General features: G+C 69.6%; 18 protein-coding genes and 1 pseudogene. 9 read left to right on the forward strand and 10 right to left on the reverse strand.

The window, feature by feature from the left end; genetic code table 11:
• Positions 1-111: 111 nt before the first annotated feature.
• Positions 112-297 (forward strand): hypothetical protein, encoded by a 186-nt coding sequence (locus DPA01S_RS03520; protein ID WP_061914077.1) that lies wholly within the window; start codon positions 112-114, stop codon positions 295-297.
• Positions 290-697, forward strand: a complete 408-nt coding sequence (locus DPA01S_RS16700) for a hypothetical protein (protein ID WP_153038691.1) — start codon at positions 290-292, stop codon at positions 695-697. Before DPA01S_RS03520 ends, DPA01S_RS16700 begins: the two co-directional genes overlap by 8 nt.
• A 317-nt stretch (positions 698-1,014) precedes the next feature.
• Here DPA01S_RS16700 and DPA01S_RS03525 read toward each other — a convergent pair whose 3' ends face one another.
• On the reverse strand, positions 1,015-2,169 hold the full coding sequence (locus DPA01S_RS03525) for a phosphotransferase family protein (RefSeq protein ID WP_083961731.1): 1,155 nt from the start codon (positions 2,167-2,169) through the stop codon (positions 1,015-1,017).
• 341 nt (positions 2,170-2,510) lie between these two features.
• On the opposite strand from DPA01S_RS03525, the gene DPA01S_RS03530 reads away from it, so the two are divergent.
• The 4 genes from DPA01S_RS03530 (at position 2,511) to DPA01S_RS03545 (ending at position 7,171) form a co-directional block, all read left to right on the forward strand.
• Positions 2,511-3,491 carry an LLM class flavin-dependent oxidoreductase gene (locus DPA01S_RS03530; protein WP_061914081.1) on the forward strand — a complete coding sequence of 327 codons (981 nt, stop codon included), beginning with the start codon at positions 2,511-2,513 and terminating at the stop codon, positions 3,489-3,491.
• A 12-nt stretch (positions 3,492-3,503) separates the two neighbouring features.
• On the forward strand, positions 3,504-4,196 hold the full coding sequence (locus tag DPA01S_RS03535; RefSeq protein ID WP_063935396.1) for a trimeric intracellular cation channel family protein: 693 nt from the start codon (positions 3,504-3,506) through the stop codon (positions 4,194-4,196).
• 138 nt (positions 4,197-4,334) lie between these two features.
• Complete coding sequence (locus tag DPA01S_RS03540) at positions 4,335-5,564, forward strand: Fic family protein (RefSeq protein WP_232302990.1); 1,230 nt, start codon at positions 4,335-4,337, stop codon at positions 5,562-5,564.
• A gap of 104 nt (positions 5,565-5,668) precedes the next feature.
• Positions 5,669-7,171 carry a glutamine synthetase beta-grasp domain-containing protein gene (locus DPA01S_RS03545; RefSeq protein WP_061914083.1) on the forward strand — a complete coding sequence of 501 codons (1,503 nt, stop codon included), beginning with the start codon at positions 5,669-5,671 and terminating at the stop codon, positions 7,169-7,171.
• Positions 7,172-7,225: 54 nt separating this feature from the next.
• Here DPA01S_RS03545 and DPA01S_RS03550 read toward each other — a convergent pair whose 3' ends face one another.
• The 4 genes and pseudogenes from DPA01S_RS03550 to arsB form a co-directional block, all read right to left on the reverse strand.
• Complete coding sequence (locus DPA01S_RS03550; protein WP_061914085.1) at positions 7,226-7,855, reverse strand: arsenate-mycothiol transferase ArsC; 630 nt, start codon at positions 7,853-7,855, stop codon at positions 7,226-7,228.
• 66 nt (positions 7,856-7,921) lie between these two features.
• A complete protein-coding gene (locus DPA01S_RS17200) occupies positions 7,922-8,314 on the reverse strand; it encodes an arsenate reductase ArsC (RefSeq protein WP_425598918.1) in 393 nt (130 codons plus the stop codon).
• A 24-nt stretch (positions 8,315-8,338) separates the two neighbouring features.
• Positions 8,339-8,758, reverse strand: a pseudogene (locus DPA01S_RS17205) (arsenate-mycothiol transferase ArsC); the annotation flags it as partial.
• Positions 8,755-9,867 (reverse strand): ACR3 family arsenite efflux transporter, encoded by a 1,113-nt coding sequence (arsB, locus tag DPA01S_RS03560; protein WP_061914087.1) that lies wholly within the window; start codon positions 9,865-9,867, stop codon positions 8,755-8,757. The gene arsB and the pseudogene DPA01S_RS17205, both read right to left, overlap by 4 nt.
• Before the next feature lie 98 nt (positions 9,868-9,965).
• Between arsB and DPA01S_RS03565 the strand changes: the two genes are divergently transcribed.
• Positions 9,966-10,316, forward strand: coding sequence for an ArsR/SmtB family transcription factor (locus tag DPA01S_RS03565; protein ID WP_061229777.1), 351 nt, complete (start codon positions 9,966-9,968; stop codon positions 10,314-10,316).
• Between the two features lie 49 nt (positions 10,317-10,365).
• On the opposite strand, the gene DPA01S_RS03570 is transcribed toward DPA01S_RS03565, so the two are convergent.
• Positions 10,366-11,070, reverse strand: a complete 705-nt coding sequence (locus DPA01S_RS03570; protein ID WP_061914089.1) for a Fic/DOC family protein — start codon at positions 11,068-11,070, stop codon at positions 10,366-10,368.
• 16 nt (positions 11,071-11,086) lie between these two features.
• Positions 11,087-11,275, reverse strand: coding sequence for an antitoxin VbhA family protein (locus DPA01S_RS03575; RefSeq protein ID WP_061229775.1), 189 nt, complete (start codon positions 11,273-11,275; stop codon positions 11,087-11,089).
• A gap of 129 nt (positions 11,276-11,404) precedes the next feature.
• Between DPA01S_RS03575 and DPA01S_RS03580 the strand changes: the two genes are divergently transcribed.
• Both DPA01S_RS03580 and DPA01S_RS03585 read left to right on the forward strand, forming a co-directional pair.
• Entirely contained in the window at positions 11,405-11,728 is a 324-nt protein-coding gene (locus tag DPA01S_RS03580; protein ID WP_131886374.1) for a hypothetical protein, read from the forward strand.
• Positions 11,725-12,012, forward strand: coding sequence for a ribbon-helix-helix domain-containing protein (locus DPA01S_RS03585; RefSeq protein WP_061229774.1), 288 nt, complete (start codon positions 11,725-11,727; stop codon positions 12,010-12,012). Before DPA01S_RS03580 ends, DPA01S_RS03585 begins: the two co-directional genes overlap by 4 nt.
• Here the strand turns inward: DPA01S_RS03585 and bioD are convergent.
• From bioD to DPA01S_RS03600, 3 genes are read right to left on the reverse strand one after another with little or no spacing between them, the layout of a single operon-like run.
• On the reverse strand, positions 11,997-12,836 hold the full coding sequence (gene bioD, locus DPA01S_RS03590; protein WP_082767832.1) for an ATP-dependent dethiobiotin synthetase BioD: 840 nt from the start codon (positions 12,834-12,836) through the stop codon (positions 11,997-11,999). The genes DPA01S_RS03585 and bioD overlap by 16 nt on opposite strands.
• The gene (locus tag DPA01S_RS03595; protein WP_061229773.1) at positions 12,833-14,044 is read right to left on the reverse strand and encodes an 8-amino-7-oxononanoate synthase; all 1,212 of its coding nucleotides are present in this window, start codon (positions 14,042-14,044) and stop codon (positions 12,833-12,835) included. The genes bioD and DPA01S_RS03595 overlap by 4 nt, the downstream gene beginning before the upstream one ends.
• Entirely contained in the window at positions 14,041-15,408 is a 1,368-nt protein-coding gene (locus DPA01S_RS03600; RefSeq protein WP_082767831.1) for an adenosylmethionine--8-amino-7-oxononanoate transaminase, read from the reverse strand. The genes DPA01S_RS03595 and DPA01S_RS03600 overlap by 4 nt, the downstream gene beginning before the upstream one ends.
• Between the last annotated feature and the right edge of the window lies 1 nt (position 15,409).

Raw genomic sequence — 15,409 nt, forward strand, 5'->3', positions numbered from 1 at the left:
AACAGGGGCGACATCCCGGCAGCCATCTGGGAGCAGTACGGCCACAACCCGACTCCTGTCGTACCGGCGATGCATACTGAGGGCACGTAGGAGAGGAGGGGGAGGTAAGCCATGACCATTGTGTTCGAAAACCCAACTGAGCCGGAGCTTCGCGAGAAGGAGCGGCTCGCGCTCGCACGGGTCGGCCACAGCTACGAGGAGCTGGCCAAGCTCGCCGAACAGTACCTCTTGACCGACGAAGAGCGGGAAGTCTGGGACGAAGTCAAGACGATTCGCTTCCTCTTATGGGATGACTGACGACTTCGGAAGCGATTTCGGTGAAGACGAAAAGCGCGACGCAGACCTTCAACGCGATGTAAGCGACCTCGCGGTGAAGTGCAGTAGCCGCATCGAATCGACGCTGGCCGGCGCCCGATCTGAAGAGCCGTTGAGTGTCGTCAGATCTCCCAAGGGGCCGAGGTTCTCGTTTGAGTTTCGGCGACCACTGAAAGCAGAACGAAATCCTGCCTCGATCGGATTTGTCGAGGTCCACTTCACGGTGGGGCGCGACCGGGCGGGGCGCTACATGGCCGTGTACGAGTCCGCGTTCAAACTCCTTGATATGCGCAAGCGACCGATCTTGCGGATGGAGTATCTGCGCGAGCCGGTGCACGTACCGTCTTCTCACATTCACATACACGCGCAGAGTGGGCCATAACGCTGTTCCTTGCCAAGACGGGTCACAAGACTCCGGCTGCTGTCGAGTCTCTCCACATCCCGACCGGCGGAGAGCGCTTCCGGCCTTGCGTCGAGGACTTCTTGGAGTTCCTGATCGCCGAATGCGGCGTTGAAGGAAGTGGTGACTGGAGAGAACAGATTGACCAAGGGCGAGCTGAATGGAGGGACTATCAAGCCCGCTCGGTCATACGCGAGCGGCCAGAGGTGGCAGCAGAAGTCCTTCGAGAGCTGGGAGCGAAAGTTGAGCTTCCGGAAACCGGATTTCAGCAGTCACCGCGAAACGCCTTCTGAGTGCGGTCAGCCGGCGATCAGGCGGGCGAGCATCGGGTGGTGGAGGACGTACTCGTCCGGGTGGGAGGGCGCCTCCTGCTCACCGAAGTGGATACGACGACGAGTGATCCGCGACAGGATGATGGCCTGCTGCAGCCCGGCGTAGACGTAGTAGAACGGAAGATCCCGGACGGTGGAGCCGGTCAGCTGCTCGTACTGCTCGACGACCTCGGAGTGGTCGAACACGTCCGGGATCCCGGGGAAGCCGAAGGTCTCCGCGAGGTCCTGGAACAGGTCGTGGAAGTACAGGAACCAGCCCAGGTCCACCTCGGCCGGCGCGATGGCCGTCATCTCCCAGTCCAGGACGGCGGTCGGGGTGGTGCCCTCGTAGAGGATGTTGCCGATGCGGGCGTCGCCCCAGCTCAGCACGTCGGGACCGGTCTCGGCGGGCCAGTGCTCCTCGATCCAGTCGAAGGCCCGCTCGATGATCGGGATCCTCAGTCCGTCCTCGCGGGTCGTCCACTCGTAGTAGGCGCGCTGCTCGTCGACGTGCGCTCGCAGGGCGCTCACGCCGGGCGCCGGGGCCAGCATCGGCAGGAGCTCCGCCGGCGCGGGGATGCGATGGATCTCCGCGAGCACCGCCACGGACTCGCGCTGGAGCTCGGCCCGCTGCTCGGGGGCCATCTCGAGCAACCAGCCGTCGAAGACGTACGGGGGATTGTCGACCGGCGCCCGGCCGCTGGCGCGGTCCATCACCAGGAACGGCGCTCCGAGCACGGCCGGGTCCTGCTCGAGCCAGCGCACTCGCGGCACCGGCAGATCGGTGGCCTCGCCGACCGCCCGCATCACGTTGAACTGCTTCTGTAGGTCGTAGACGGGGAACACCGCGAACGCGTCGTCCAGCGGGCACATCCGCGCGACCAGGCGGGCAGGCCGCGGTTCGGACGGGCCCGCCGGTGCGCTGGCCTCGGCCGGGGCCCACGTGGCGTCGAAGAGCACCGAGATGTTGGACATCCCCGAACTCTCCGGCCGGCTCACCGCCGAGACCTCGACCCCGGCTGCAGCGTCGACCTCGTCGCGCTCGGCCAACCATGCGGTGAGACGATCGCGGAACTCGTCGAGATCGGCCTCTCCCGAGGTGACCCGCTGGTGGAGCGGCTCGTCGGAGCGTGTCTGTGTCATGTGATCGGACGTCATGTGATCGGACCCTTCGTGCGGATCTGATGCGCGGGCGGGACTCCGCGACGAGCCCAGTGTGACCCACGACACAGGGGCGGAGGTTCGATACGCCGACGCCCGCAGGCGGCCACGGGGTGTGGGGCGGGAACCTCGTCGTCGTCGTCGTCGTTCCGGTCCGGTCCTGCACGTCGCCAACGCGGTACCGGTGTGACCCACGCCCGTCACGGGGGCGGGCGCGGGTGGCGCCGATCCGTGACCCATCACCGACCTCGTCGCATCGGTAGCCTCGACACACGAGCCGCGGATGTTCGCGGTGGTCACGGTGAGCTACGAAAAGGTGTGTTGTGTCGGTCCCCTTGAGCATTCTCGACCTGGTCTCCATCTCCGAGGGGGCCACCGCGCGTGACGGCATCACCGCGTCGATGGAGTCGGCCCGCCTCGCCGACCGGCTGGGCTACTCGCGGCTGTGGTTCGCCGAACACCACAACACCCCCAACCTCGCCTCGAGCGCCACCTCGCTGCTCATTTCCCAGGCGGCGTCGGTGACCGAGCGGATCCGCGTGGGCTCCGGCGGCGTCATGCTCCCCAACCACGCGCCGCTCATGGTGGCCGAGCAGTACGGCACCCTCGCCAACATCCACGGCGATCGGATCGACCTCGGCCTGGGCCGCGCGCCCGGCACCGACGGCATGACCGCGCAGGCCCTGAGCCGCTCGTCGGCCGAACCGCAGGCGTTCGCCCGCCACATCTATGACCTGCAGGGCTGGTTCGGCGAGTCCGGCACCGCCCACAGCGTGCCGATCTTCTCCGCGGTCTCGCAGGGTATGGAGGTGCCGATCTGGGTGCTGGGCTCCACCGTCAACGGCGCCTCGATCGCCGGTCAGCTGGGCCTGCCGTTCTCGCTGGCCTCGCACTTCGCGCCCGACCAGATCGACGACGCCATCCGCGTGTACCGCGAGACCTTCAGCACCGAGGCGCCCACCGCCCGCATCGAGAAGCCGCAGGTGATGGCCGGCATCAACGTGGTCGTCGCCGACACCGACGCGGAAGCCCAGCGGGAGTTCACCACGCTGCAGCAGATGTTCCTCGACCTCCGCGCCGGGCGCAGCCGCAAGATCCAGCCGCCCGTCGACCCCGCCCAGTTCGCCGGCGCCATCAACCCGATGCTCGACATCAGCGCCGTCGGCTCGCCCGACACGGTCAAGGCGCAGCTGGAGGAGTTCATCGAGCGCACCGGCGCCGACGAGCTCATCACCGTGACGTACGCCTACGACCCGGCTGTGCGGAACCGGTCGATCGAGTTGCTCGCCGACCTCTGGTTCTAGCGCGCCGGACCCGTGGAGTTCCTCACCGTCCTCTTCCTCATCGGTATCACCGCGGAGGCGATGACCGGCGCGCTCGCCGCCGGTCGCGAGCGCATGGACCTGTTCGGGGTGGTGATCGTCGCGTGCGTCACCGCCATCGGCGGCGGCTCGATCCGGGACGTCCTGCTGGGCCACTATCCGCTCATCTGGGTGGCGCACCCGTCCTACCTCGCGCTGGTCTCGCTGGCCGCGGTCGTCACCGTGGTCGTCGCCCCGATCATGCGGCACTTCAGGGTGCTCTTCCTGGGGCTCGACGCCCTCGGGTTGGCGGTCTTCGCGATCATCGGCGCGCGGATCGCTCTCGAGATGGGGCACGGCGTCCTCATCGCCGTCGCCGCCGCGGTCATCACCGGCGTGTTCGGCGGAGTCATGCGTGACCTGCTGTGCGACCGGGTGCCACTGGTGTTCCGGCAGGAGCTGTACGCCAGCATCGCCATCCTGGCCGCGCTCGTCTTTGTGGGCCTCACGGCCGTCGGCGTCCCGGAGAACTGGGGCGCAGTTATCACCCTGGTCGTGGGGTTCAGCCTTCGCGTGGCCGCGATCCGCTTCAAGCTCGGTCTACCGGTGTTCGACTACTACCAGGAGCGCGAGCAGCCCGAGCGCCCGTTACGTGGACGTCGTCGGCACCGCTTGAGTGCCCGGGGCTGGTCAAAGGACGTGGACTGACAGATCGGGCGGGCGGTCGTGCCGCGGACGGGCTCACCGATTCCGTGTGTACATCCTCCTTGGAGTCGGCCGGAGGCGAGCCGGCCCTGGCGGCTCACGTTCGTCTGACGCCGGTTGAGTGCGATGGTGGCGCCGACAATGTCATTCAAGGGCGCCTACAGTGACATTGTGAACCTGGAAATGTTCGTCAACGACGCGACGGGCGCGCTCGTAGATATCGTCGGCACCGACCCGCGCGTCGGCGACTGGCGCCATAAAGCGTTCGTCCCCGCGCGGCTTCCCGAGGGGATGCCAGAACTGACGATGCCTACCGTTCTGGCAGTGGGGAACGCCCGGGCGGCGTTGGCCTCCTTGGACAGCACCGCGCGACGCTTACCGGATCCAACCCTCCTCCGCGTCCCTACTCTCCGCCGTGAGGCGCACTCGACCTCCGCTCTGGAGGGCACATACGCACCCCTGTCCGAAGTGCTGGGGGCGGACGTGGAGGAACCTGGGTCGCCGGACCTCCGTGAGATCCTTAACTTCGAGGTGATGGCGCGCCTCGGGTTTGCCTGGGCCGCGGACGGACGCCCGCTGTCGACGACGATGTTGTACGACCTTCAAGGCGTGCTCATGAGGGGTGGGCCCCTTGAGGAGGTCTCAGGTCGGCTACGCGATACCCAGGTTGTCGTCGGCCTGAGGTCGGATGTGGACCCGGGCGGTCCGGCGATCATGCGAGCCCGCTTCGTCCCGGCGCCCCCTGGCCCGCTCCTCGAGGCGGGATTGTCCGACCTCGTCGACTGGATGCGAACTGACCACAGTTCGACGCTCGACCCCGTCGTCGCTGCGGCTATGTCGCATTACCAGTTCGAGACATTGCACCCGTTCCGCGACGGGAACGGCCGCCTCGGGAGGTTTCTTATCGTCCTACACCTCCTCTCGATGGACGTCCTAGGGGAGCCGACCCTCACCGTGTCTCCGTGGTTCGAGGCTCGACGTGCCGAGTACTACGACGCACTTCTCGGCGTGAGTACGCGGGGAGACTGGGACACCTACGTGGCGTTTTTCGCACGGGGACTCGAAGCTGCCGCGCGCACCACGCACACGCAGATGATCGAACTCGTCGGCGTGCAAGCCGAACTCAAGGAAATCGTCCGCGGGTCCCACTTGCGGTCTGCAACGCCGATCTCGGTAGTCGACCTCGCCGTTGCCCATCCGACTTTCACGGTCCGCCACGTCGAACAGGCGCTGGGCGTCTCCTACGGGCGAGCCAACAAGGTTGTCGGACAGCTGGTGGAACTCGGTGTTCTGGCCTTTATCGATCCTGAGGCCTACAAGCGTCGGGTGTACGCCCCTCGCGTACACGACGTGATTCTCGGGAGGGGATAGGCGGTCGAACTGCTCGCCGCCCACTGGTTCTGACGTTCGGCCCGCCACGCGGTTCCGTCGCGCGCACCGGAAGCTGACACCCGGTAGCGCTGATACAACGGGGTATGGCCATCGATGCATTCGAACCACACCCCCTCGTCCGGCTGCTCGGTAAGCCCACGGACGACTTCACCGCGGGCGACCTCGTCCGGGCGGTCGAGGAGCTGGGCCTGAGCCAGGTCAACCTGCGCTACGTGGGCGGCGACGGGCGCCTCAAGACCGTCGCCTTCCCCATCAACTCCCGCGAGCACCTCGGCGAGGTGCTCACCCGCGGCGAGCGCGTGGACGGCTCGAGCGTCTTCCCCGGCACAGACACCGACGCCAGCGACGTCTACATCGTGCCCCGGCACCGCACCGCGTTCCTCAACCCCTTCGGTGAACGCTGCTCGCTCGACGTGCTCTGCTCGTTCTACGCGCCCGACGGGACGCCGCTGCCCTACGCGCGCGAGCAGGTGGTGCGCCGCGCCGCCGAGACGCTGACGCGGCAGACCGGCATGACGCTCGAGGCCTTCGGCGAGCTCGAGTACTACCTCGTCGACGCGCCCGAAGCGATCTACCCGGTCGAGGAGGAGCGCGGCTACCAGGAGTCGGCTCCGTTCTCCAAGCACGAGCGGGTCCGCGAGCAGGTGCTGGGCCGCCTCGCCGCCATGGGGATACCGCTGAAGTACGCGCACGGCGAGGTCGGCAACATCCTCACCGGCGACCGGCAGATGGTCCAGCACGAGATTGAGCTCCAGCCCCTGCCCCTCGAGCAGGCGGCCGACGCCCTCGTCCTGACCAAGTGGGTGGTGCGCGAGGTCGCCTACTCCCACGGCCTCGAGGCGACCTTCGCCCCGCTGGTGAGCGGCGAGGGCGCCGGCAACGGCCTGCACGTCCACAGTCGCCTGGTACGCGACGGCGCCAACGCCATCGTGGGTGAGGCGGGCATCAACGACACCGGGCGACGCCTGATCGCCGGTTACCTCTCGGCGGCCAGGGCCCTGTCCGCGGTCGGCAACACGGTGCCGACGTCCTACCTGCGGTTCGCCGAGGGCGACGAGTCTCCCGAGGACATCTGCTGGGGTGAGCAGGACCGCACCGGCCTCGTCCGAGTCCCGCTGGCCTGGGGCGGCGACGTGCTCGCCGGTATGGTCGCCCACGCCAACCCCGGCACCAGCGAGCCGATCCCCGACCCCACCGTCCATCCCCAGACCGTCGAGCTCCGGCTCGGCGACGGGTCGGCCGACGTGCACCTGCTGTTGGCCGGCATGGCCGTGGCGGCCAGGCGCGGGCTCGACGACCCGGGCAGCCTGGAGCAGGCCGAGCGACTCAACGCCGCCGGCGGTGAGGACTTCGAGACCCTGCCCACCTCGTGCGCGGAGTCGGCCGACGTGCTGGAGGCCGAGCGAGAGATGTTCGAGACCGACGGTGTGTTCCCCGCCGCGCTCATCGACTCGGTGCTCGCGGGGCTACGCGGTGATGGCGACGACGATGACGACGACAACGACGACGACGACGAGGTGGGCAACTCCGGAAGCGGAGAGGTCGACCGGGAGGAGCTCATCCGCCGTCACTGGCACGTCGGCTGAACCCGCCCGGCCGGCGAGGTGGCACTACCGGCCGTGCAGCTCCCGGGGCTCAGCTCAGCGGCTGATCTCCGCCCACAGTGCCCGGACCCGGCCGTCGATCTCCTCGACGATCCGGCGGACGGTGTCCTCGGACTCGCCCCGGGGGTCGACCAGGTCCCAGTCCAGGTAGTTCTTGCCCGGGTAGACGGGGCACGCGTCGCCACAGCCCATGGTGATCACATAGTCGGCCGCGCGGACCACGTCATCGGTCAGTGGCTTGGGGAACGCCCCGGCCATGTCGATTCCCCGGGATTCCAGCTCGGCGAGGACCCGCGGATCCACCTCCGAGCCGGGGAGTGAGCCGGCAGACCGGACCTCCACGTCGGCGCCGACATGATGTCGCAACAGGGCCGCGGCGATCTGGGAACGGCCGGCGTTCTGGACGCAGACGAACAGCACCTGGGGGACCGCGGACTCGAGCTTGCCCTGGGCGAGTGCCAGAGCCCGGAGCCGATCGGCCGCGAAGTGCTGGGCCAGTGCCGCAAGATGCGTCCTGACCTTCGCCGTGCGGCCCAGCGTCGCGTAGGACTCGAACACGTACCGCTCGACGGTCTCCGGCGAGAAGATCCCCTCGTATGTCGTGGCGAGTCTCTCGGCGGCGCGGTGCAGGACGTGGACGTCCAGCTCGGGGGTGTCGGTGATCATGATGGGCCCTTTCAGCTTGAGGTGGAGCCGGAGGTCACGCCGATGGAGATCAGGTCAGGGGAGCCACTACGACCCGGTCTCGAGCAGTTCGGAGATCAGCGCGGTGACCCGCCGCTTGATCTCGTCGCGGATGGGGCGGACGGCCTCGATTCCCTGGCCTGCCGGGTCCGCCAAGTCCCAGTCCTCGTACCGCTTGCCGGGGAAGATCGGGCACGCGTCGCCGCAGCCCATGGTGATGACCACGTCGGAGGCGCGGACGGTGTCGGTGGTGAGGATCTTCGGGGTCGCCGAGGTGATGTCGACGCCGTCCTCGGCCATCGCCTCGACGGCGACCGGGTTGATCTGATCCTTGGGTGCCGACCCGGCAGACAGGACGTCGATTCGTCCTCCGGCCAGGTGGGACAGGTAGCCGGCGGCCATCTGGGAGCGCCCGGCGTTGTGGACGCAGACGAACAGCACCCGGGGCCTGGAATCGGTCAGCTCTGCGAGCAGGGTGCGGACGCGGCGATCGATGTCGTCGCGGACCAGACGCATCCGCTCCATGCCCTCGATGCCCCGGTGCGACGGCTCGTCGGTGCGCCAGATTTCGAGCGCGCTGACCTCGTCGTCGTCGATCTCCCCGGCGGCCTCGTCGCCCAGGACGATCACCCGGTCCACCTGTCGCAGCAGGTCGGGGTCGACGGCCGTGGGGGTCTCGCCGGACATGTCGGCGCCGACCTCGGCGACCACCTCCGCGGACAGCGCGTTGACGGCCGAGCCGGGCCGGGTCCCCGCCGAGTGCACCTCGATCGCGTCACCGGCGTGCAGGCGCATGAGCGCCGCCGCCATCTGGGACTTGCCGCCGTTCTTCACGCACACGAACAGAACGCTGGGGACGTGGTGCGCCTGCTGCTCCCCGGTCATGAGCGGGTCCCGGTCACCGAACGATCGGGCAGGGTCGGGTCGCCCGGGAAGAGTTTCGGTCCCGCCCACAGGGCGACGTAGACGAGCCCGATGAGGACCGGGACCTCGATGAGCGGCCCGACCACGCCTGCGAGGGCCTGGCCGGAGGCGATGCCGAAGGTGCCGATCGACACCGCGATCGCCAGCTCGAAGTTGTTGCCCGACGCGGTGAAGGCCACGCTGGTCGACTTCGCGTAGTTCAGCCCGACCGCCCGCGAGGCGAACAGGCTGATGAGGAACATGAGGACGAAGTACAGCAGGAGGGGCACGGCCATCCGCGCCACGTCGAGCGGCTGGGACGTGATGGCATCGCCCTGCATGGCGAACAGCAACACGATCGTGAACAGCAGCCCGTAGAGGGCCCACGGGCCGATCCGGGGGAGGAACGTCTCCTCGTACCACTCCCGGCCCTTGGCCCGCTCGCCGAACACTCGGGTGAGGAAGCCGGCCAGCAGCGGGATACCGAGGAACACCAGCACCGAGAGCACGATCGCCCACACCGAGAACTCGGCCGTCGTGGTCTCCAGCCCCAGCCAGGAGGGCAGAAGCTGCAGGTAGAACCAGCCCAGGGCGCCGAACGCCACGACCTGGAACACCGAGTTGATCGCGACCAGCACCGCGGCGGCCTCCCGGTCCCCGCAGGCCAGGTCGTTCCAGATGAACACCATGGCGATGCAGCGGGCCAGGCCCACGATGATCAGCCCGGTACGGAACTCCGGCAGGTCGGGTAGGAAGACCCACGCGAGGGTGAACATGAACGCCGGACCGGCGATCCAGTTGAGGAACAGCGACAGCGTGAGCAGTTTCCGGTCACCGGTGACCCGGTGGGTCTCGTCGTAGCGGACCTTCGCGAGGACCGGGTACATCATCACCAACAGGCCGATGGCGATCGGGACGGAGATCCCGCCGATCTTCACCGAGTCCAGCGCCCGGTCTAGGCCGGGGATGAACCGTCCGAGCAGCAGCCCGACGGCCATCGCCATGAGAATCCAGAGGGCCAGCCAGCGGTCGAGGAACGACATCTTCTTGGCGACCGGTGCCACGCCGGGCCCGGTCATCATGGTGCTCATCCGGGGGAACGTCCTTAGATCGATGATTGTCTATGGGGGAGGCTAGGCTGACACATCGGTAAGTGTCAATGTATCTTCGGGGGCAGGTGAGGTGGACGATGACAACAGTGGAACCCGGCCTGTCGGCGCCGGAGCAGGACGCGTGTTGTTCGATGTCGGCGGGGCCGGTGGACGCTTCCACCGCCGAGCGGATGTCGGCGCGACTCAAGGCGCTCGCGGACCCGATGCGGTTGCGCCTGTTGTCGCACATCGCGGCACAGGGGTGCGACTCCGTGTGCGCGTGCGACCTGCTCGAGGTCGTCGACATCAGCCAGCCCACGATCAGCCACCATCTCAAGAAGCTCGTCGAGGCCGGGTTGCTGGTCCGCGAGCAGCGCGGCAAGTGGGCGCACTACTCGGTGGTGCGCGAGTCGTTCAACGACCTGCGTAGCTTCCTCGACCTGTCCTGACCGGGCGCGACGACGCGGTGGGGAGCCCGGTGGGGAGCCCGGTCGTCGGCTACCCGGTGCGACCGTAGGGCGTGATGACCGCGGCCCTGTGGTGCTCGCGCATGGCGCGGAAGTGCGCGGAGGAGTCGAGCAGCGAGCGGTTGCCCAGGGTGGTGGCCAGGCGGCCCTCGGCGAGCTCGGAGGCCGGGTGGACGGCGCGTCTGAGCTGGTCGGCGAGGTAGTCCGGCCGCCCGTACACCGACATGTGGCGGGCGGCGTGCGCCGCTGAGGCGTCGATGCCGGCCCAGTTGACGGCCCACCCGGCGTGGCGGAACATCTGGTCGAAGAAGACTCGCTGCGTGCGGCTGTTCCCATCGCGGAACGGGTGCACGAGGGTGAGCTCGGACCAGTGCTCGGCGATGGTGTCGGTGGCCGCGTCGGGGTCGGTGGTGCTGGGCGGTCGGATGGCGATCTGCCGGAAGACCCGGTCGAGCTCGTCGGGCAGGAACTGCGGGCGGGCATGAGGGATGCCGAGGGCGCGGGTGTCGACGGTGCGGAGCTCGCCGGCCCAGTCGAAGACGTCCTGGAGGATGTAGCGGTGGATCGCGCGGAGGTGCTTGAAATCGAATCGACCCTCCAGCGGGCTGAGTTCCAGTTCCACGACCCGGAAGAAGGCCAGGTCGCGCTCGTATTCCGCCAGCTCGGCGGGGTCGGAGATGCCCAGTCGGTTACGCAGAACCCCCGAGGGTTCCTTGTACGGATCTCGGGGGTTCATGGGCGTGAGGGCAGCGTCAGGGAGCGGTGCGCTCACGCACCGCGGCGCGGATCTCGGCGAGAGCCCGGTCGCGGCTGAGGAGCCCGTCGGCGAACCGGCGGGTGATCTCGAGGGCCTCGGGTGAGGGCTCCATGCCGGCCATGCGGTGGCCGGCGGCGGCTCCTGCGAGTGCCTGGTCGGTGGTCGGGCGGATGCGGGTGGCCACACAGTCTCCTTGCGTCGACGTGCAGCCGATTCTACCTGCTCAGCAGGGCGGGGACCGCGACCGGCAAGTGGACCGCCCCGCCCCGCCTCGGTCGTTCTCGTCGCCTCAAACCGTGATACAGTTTTGAATGTGAAAGCGGTGATCTACGCGTCCGCACGCCGACATGGAGTTGCGGATGCGGAGATCAGAGCGGTGCTGGCGCATCCGATAGTTCGCTATGGCCTGGTGCCTCGGGCGGATCCCGAGGCGAAGCTGGTCAGGATGGTCGGCGACATGAACGGTGGGGCCTTGATCGAAGTGGTCGCCGACCAGATCGAGCAAGATGAGCTGCATGTGTTCCACGCCATGCTGCTGACGGCGGCTGTGGCTCGCGAGGTCCTCGTGGCAACCGGAGGGGCGGTTGATCTGACCGATGAGGTCAGTGCCCGGCAGAGAGCGCGATTGGAGGAATGATGAGTGCTGCCAGTGAACGTGAAGCCCGCTACGAGCGTCTTGCCGACGCGGTGGAGGCCGGCGAGTACGAGATCGACGCCGGGGCTGTCGAAATACGTCCGGACTACCGGCCCGGCCGGCCGCGGACCGGTGATGTCGCAGAAGAGACCCGGCCGTTGGCTGTCCGTTTGACCGAGTCGGACCGCCGAAGGCTTGCGGACTATGCCGAGCGGACCGGGCAGCCGATGAGTGCGGTTATCCGGTCAGCGATCGACGAGTACCTCGGACGTCATCCCGCAGCCTGACAGGCCGGAGATCCGATAACCGTCGACTTCTCACCGTAGTGCGCCCGCCGATCTCCGCTTCGAAGGACGTCGAGCAGGTCGGGGACGAACCACCCCGGTGCGCGCCGCCCGAACTCGTCCCGCTCCACCGCCCCGGCACCCGCGGGCACCCGGCCGAGCACCGGAACCCCGGTCAGGCGGGGCAGATCCTCGAGGTTGCAGCGCTCGGCGAGGTCCGGATCGGCCGGCCAGGACCCGATGACGATCCCCGCGCACCGCAGACCCGCCGCCTCGATCGCGCGGACGGTGAGCTCGGTGTCCGACAGCGTGCCCAGTCCGGCCCTCGCGACCACGATGACCGGGGCGTCGAGCGACCGGGCGAGGTCGAGGACGGTGAGGCCGGTACCGAGCCGGACGAGCACGCCGCCGGCGCCCTCGACCAGATCCAGGCGCCCGCGTGCAGGTCCGGAGGCCGCCGCGGTGTCGGGCGCCGACCCGCCGGACGTGCGGAGCCACGCGCGGATCGGATCGATCAACTCGGGCAGCGTGGACTGCGGCAGGCCGGCGACGCGGGCGGCGGTCTCAGGCGCCAGCGGATCGGGCAGCCGACGGATCTCCAGCATCCGCCGCACCCTGGACAGGCGCGCGGCCTCGTGGGCGTCGCCGGGCTCGCCGGGCGCGAGGCCCGTCTGGATCGGTTTGCAGATCCCCACGTCCAGGCCCGCCGACAGGCCGTGGGCGGCCAGCGCTGCGGTGGCGATGGTCTTGCCCACGTCCGTGCCGGTGCCGGTGATGACGATCGGCGCCGGGGCGGGCGGGGATGCGGAGCCGGAAGACGCGGTCATGCGCGGGCCCCCTCGAGCCGCGCTGCCGCCCCAACCGGGTGCCCGTGCTCGGCCAACACCTGGGCCAGCACGTCGCTCGCCCGCGCGAGGTCGGCGTCGGAGAGGTCCGCCCGGGCGGTGAGGCGCAGCCGCGCGGTGCCCTCGGGAACCGACGGCGGGCGGAAGCACCCCACCCGGACGCCCAGCTCGAGGCACCTGCCGGCGGCGGAGACCGCGCGGGCGGGGTCGCCGAGGATCACCGACACCACCGCCGAGCGTGGCTGCTCGGCGCCGGTGACCGCGGCCAGGTGCTCGGCGACCTCCACCACGCGCGAGGCGAGCGAGGGGTCGCGGCGCAGGACGCCGAGGGCGGCGCGGGCCGCGCCGACCGCGGCGGGGGCGAGGCCGGTGTCGAAGATGAAGGTGCGCGCGCTGCTGATGAGGTGCTCGCGCACCCGCTCGGACGCCAGGACCACCCCGCCCTGCGACCCGAGCGCCTTGGACAGCGTCGCCGTGACCACCACGTCCTCGTGCCTGCTCAACCCCAGTTCGTCCACGAGCCCCCGCCCGCGGTCGCCGCGCACGCCGAGGCCGTGGGCCTCGTCGACCAGCAGGACCGCGCCGTGCGCGCGGCTCGCCCCGTGCAGCGCGAGCAGGGGAGCCAGCTCACCGTCGGCGCTGTACACCGAGTCGGTAACGACCAGCGCGCGCTCCTCGGTGCGCTCGGCCAGGGCGCGTGCCGCCGCCGCGACGTCACCCCGGTCGACGACGACGACACGCGCCCTCGCGAGCCGGCACGCGTCCACCAACGACGCGTGCGAGCCGCCGTCGGAGACGATGAGCGATCCCCGCCCGGACAGCGCCACCACGGCTCCGAGGTTGGCGGTGTAGCCGGAGGAGAAGACCAGCGCGGCGGGCTTGCCAGTGAACTCGGCGAGCTCGTCCTCGAGCGCCAGATGCTCCTCCGTCGTGCCCGTGACCAGGCGTGATCCCGTCGCGCCCGCACCCCAACGGCGCGTCGCTGCCACGGCGGCGTCCACGACCTCGGGGTGCCGACCCAGCCCGAGGTAGTCGTTGGAGGCGAGGTCGATCACGCCGTCATCGGCCGCGCGTGGGGCCAGCACCCGCCGCACATGCCGGGCGGCCCGGTCGGCGGCGGCGTCGTCGAGCCAGTCCAGGGCGGGGGAGCGGTCGGGCGCGGGCCCGACCGGTGAGCTCGGCCCGATCATCGGCCCGCTCCCGCCGCTGCAGCCCCGGCCACCGCCGCCGCACAGATCCGATCGATCTCGTCATCCGTAGAGGTGTACGGCGGCATCGTGTAGATGAGATCCCGGAAGGGGCGCAGCCACACGCCGTGCGAGGTGATCGCTGTTGTCGTCGTCGTCATCTCCACCGGCTCGGCCAGCTGGATCACCCCGATCGCCCCGAGCACCCGCACGTCCACCACACCGGGCACGTCGAGCGCGGGCGCCAGCCCGTGGCGCAGGCGTGCCTCGATGCGTGGCACGTCGCGCCGCCACCCGCCGCCGGCCACCAGATCCAGCGACGCGCACGCCACCGCGCACGCCAGCGGATTGCCCATGAACGTCGGCCCGTGCGCCAGGCCCCCCGCCTCGCTGGCGCTGATGACCTCGGCCACCCGGTCGGTGGTGAGCGTCGCGGCGAGGGTGAGATACCCGCCGGTCAGGGCCTTGCCCACGCACATCACGTCCGGTGCGACGCCCGCGTGGTCTGCGGCCCACAGCTCGCCGGTGCGGCCGAAGCCGGTGGCGATCTCGTCGAAGATGAGCAGCGTGCCCGTCTCGTCGGCCAACCGGCGCAGGTCACGCAGGTACCCGGGGTGGTGGAAGCGCATCCCGCCCGCGCCCTGGACCACCGGCTCGACGATGATCCCCGCCAGCTCGTCGGCGCTCCTCCGGATCACCCGCTCGAGCTCGGCGACGTAAGCGGGGTCGTAGTCGGCGGGCGGAGCGGGCGCGAAGACCTGCTCGGCCACCACCCCGCGCCACATCGAGTGCATTCCGCCGTCGGGGTCGCACACGCTCATGGGCGTCAGGGTGTCGCCGTGGTAGCCGCCGCGCCACGTCGCCAGACGGGTCCGCCCGGGGTGGCCGATCGAGCGCTGGTACTGGATCGCCATCTTCGCCGCGACCTCTACGGACACAGAGCCCGAGTCGGCGAGGAAGACCTTGTTCAGCGCGCCGGGGGCGAGGCGGGCGAGCCGCGTGGCCAGCTCGACTGCCGGTTCGTGCGTGAGCCCGCCGAACATCACGTGGCTCATCGTGTCGATCTGCCGGTGCGCGGCCGCGTCGAGGTGTGGGTGCCGGTAACCGTGGATCGCCGCCCACCACGAGCTCATGCCGTCGATGAGCTCGCGCCCGTCGGCCAGCCGCAGCCGCACACCCTCCGCCGAGACCACCGGCAGTGGCTGGGTGCTCGCGGGGAACCCGCCGTAGGGGTGCCACACGTGCTCGGCGTCGGCGGCGAGAAGGGCGGCGGTGCGCGCCTGCGCGGCGTCGGCGGCGAGGAGGGCGGAGGGAGTGTCGACGACGACGAGGTCGTCCGTGCGGGGGAGGTGGACGGAGGCCGACATG

It is taken from the genome of Dietzia papillomatosis NBRC 105045 (assembly GCF_001570845.1).
Classification (GTDB): domain Bacteria; phylum Actinomycetota; class Actinomycetes; order Mycobacteriales; family Mycobacteriaceae; genus Dietzia; species Dietzia cinnamea.

Bases quoted from the DNA above. Each gene is read 5' to 3' on its own strand.
- DPA01S_RS03520 (WP_061914077.1), top strand. From the start codon at position 112: ATGACCATTGTGTTCGAAAACCCAACTGAGCCGGAGCTTCGCGAGAAG.
- DPA01S_RS16700 (WP_153038691.1), top strand. From the start codon at position 290: ATGACTGACGACTTCGGAAGCGATTTCGGTGAAGACGAAAAGCGCGAC.
- DPA01S_RS03525 (WP_083961731.1), bottom strand. From the start codon at position 2,169: ATGACACAGACACGCTCCGACGAGCCGCTCCACCAGCGGGTCACCTCG.
- DPA01S_RS03540 (WP_232302990.1), top strand. From the start codon at position 4,335: ATGTCATTCAAGGGCGCCTACAGTGACATTGTGAACCTGGAAATGTTC.
- DPA01S_RS03545 (WP_061914083.1), top strand. From the start codon at position 5,669: ATGGCCATCGATGCATTCGAACCACACCCCCTCGTCCGGCTGCTCGGT.
- DPA01S_RS03550 (WP_061914085.1), bottom strand. From the start codon at position 7,855: ATGATCACCGACACCCCCGAGCTGGACGTCCACGTCCTGCACCGCGCC.
- arsB (WP_061914087.1), bottom strand. From the start codon at position 9,867: ATGAGCACCATGATGACCGGGCCCGGCGTGGCACCGGTCGCCAAGAAG.
- DPA01S_RS03565 (WP_061229777.1), top strand. From the start codon at position 9,966: ATGACAACAGTGGAACCCGGCCTGTCGGCGCCGGAGCAGGACGCGTGT.
- DPA01S_RS03570 (WP_061914089.1), bottom strand. From the start codon at position 11,070: ATGAACCCCCGAGATCCGTACAAGGAACCCTCGGGGGTTCTGCGTAAC.
- DPA01S_RS03585 (WP_061229774.1), top strand. From the start codon at position 11,725: ATGATGAGTGCTGCCAGTGAACGTGAAGCCCGCTACGAGCGTCTTGCC.
- bioD (WP_082767832.1), bottom strand. From the start codon at position 12,836: ATGACCGCGTCTTCCGGCTCCGCATCCCCGCCCGCCCCGGCGCCGATC.
- DPA01S_RS03595 (WP_061229773.1), bottom strand. From the start codon at position 14,044: ATGATCGGGCCGAGCTCACCGGTCGGGCCCGCGCCCGACCGCTCCCCC.
- DPA01S_RS03600 (WP_082767831.1), bottom strand. From the start codon at position 15,408: ATGTCGGCCTCCGTCCACCTCCCCCGCACGGACGACCTCGTCGTCGTC.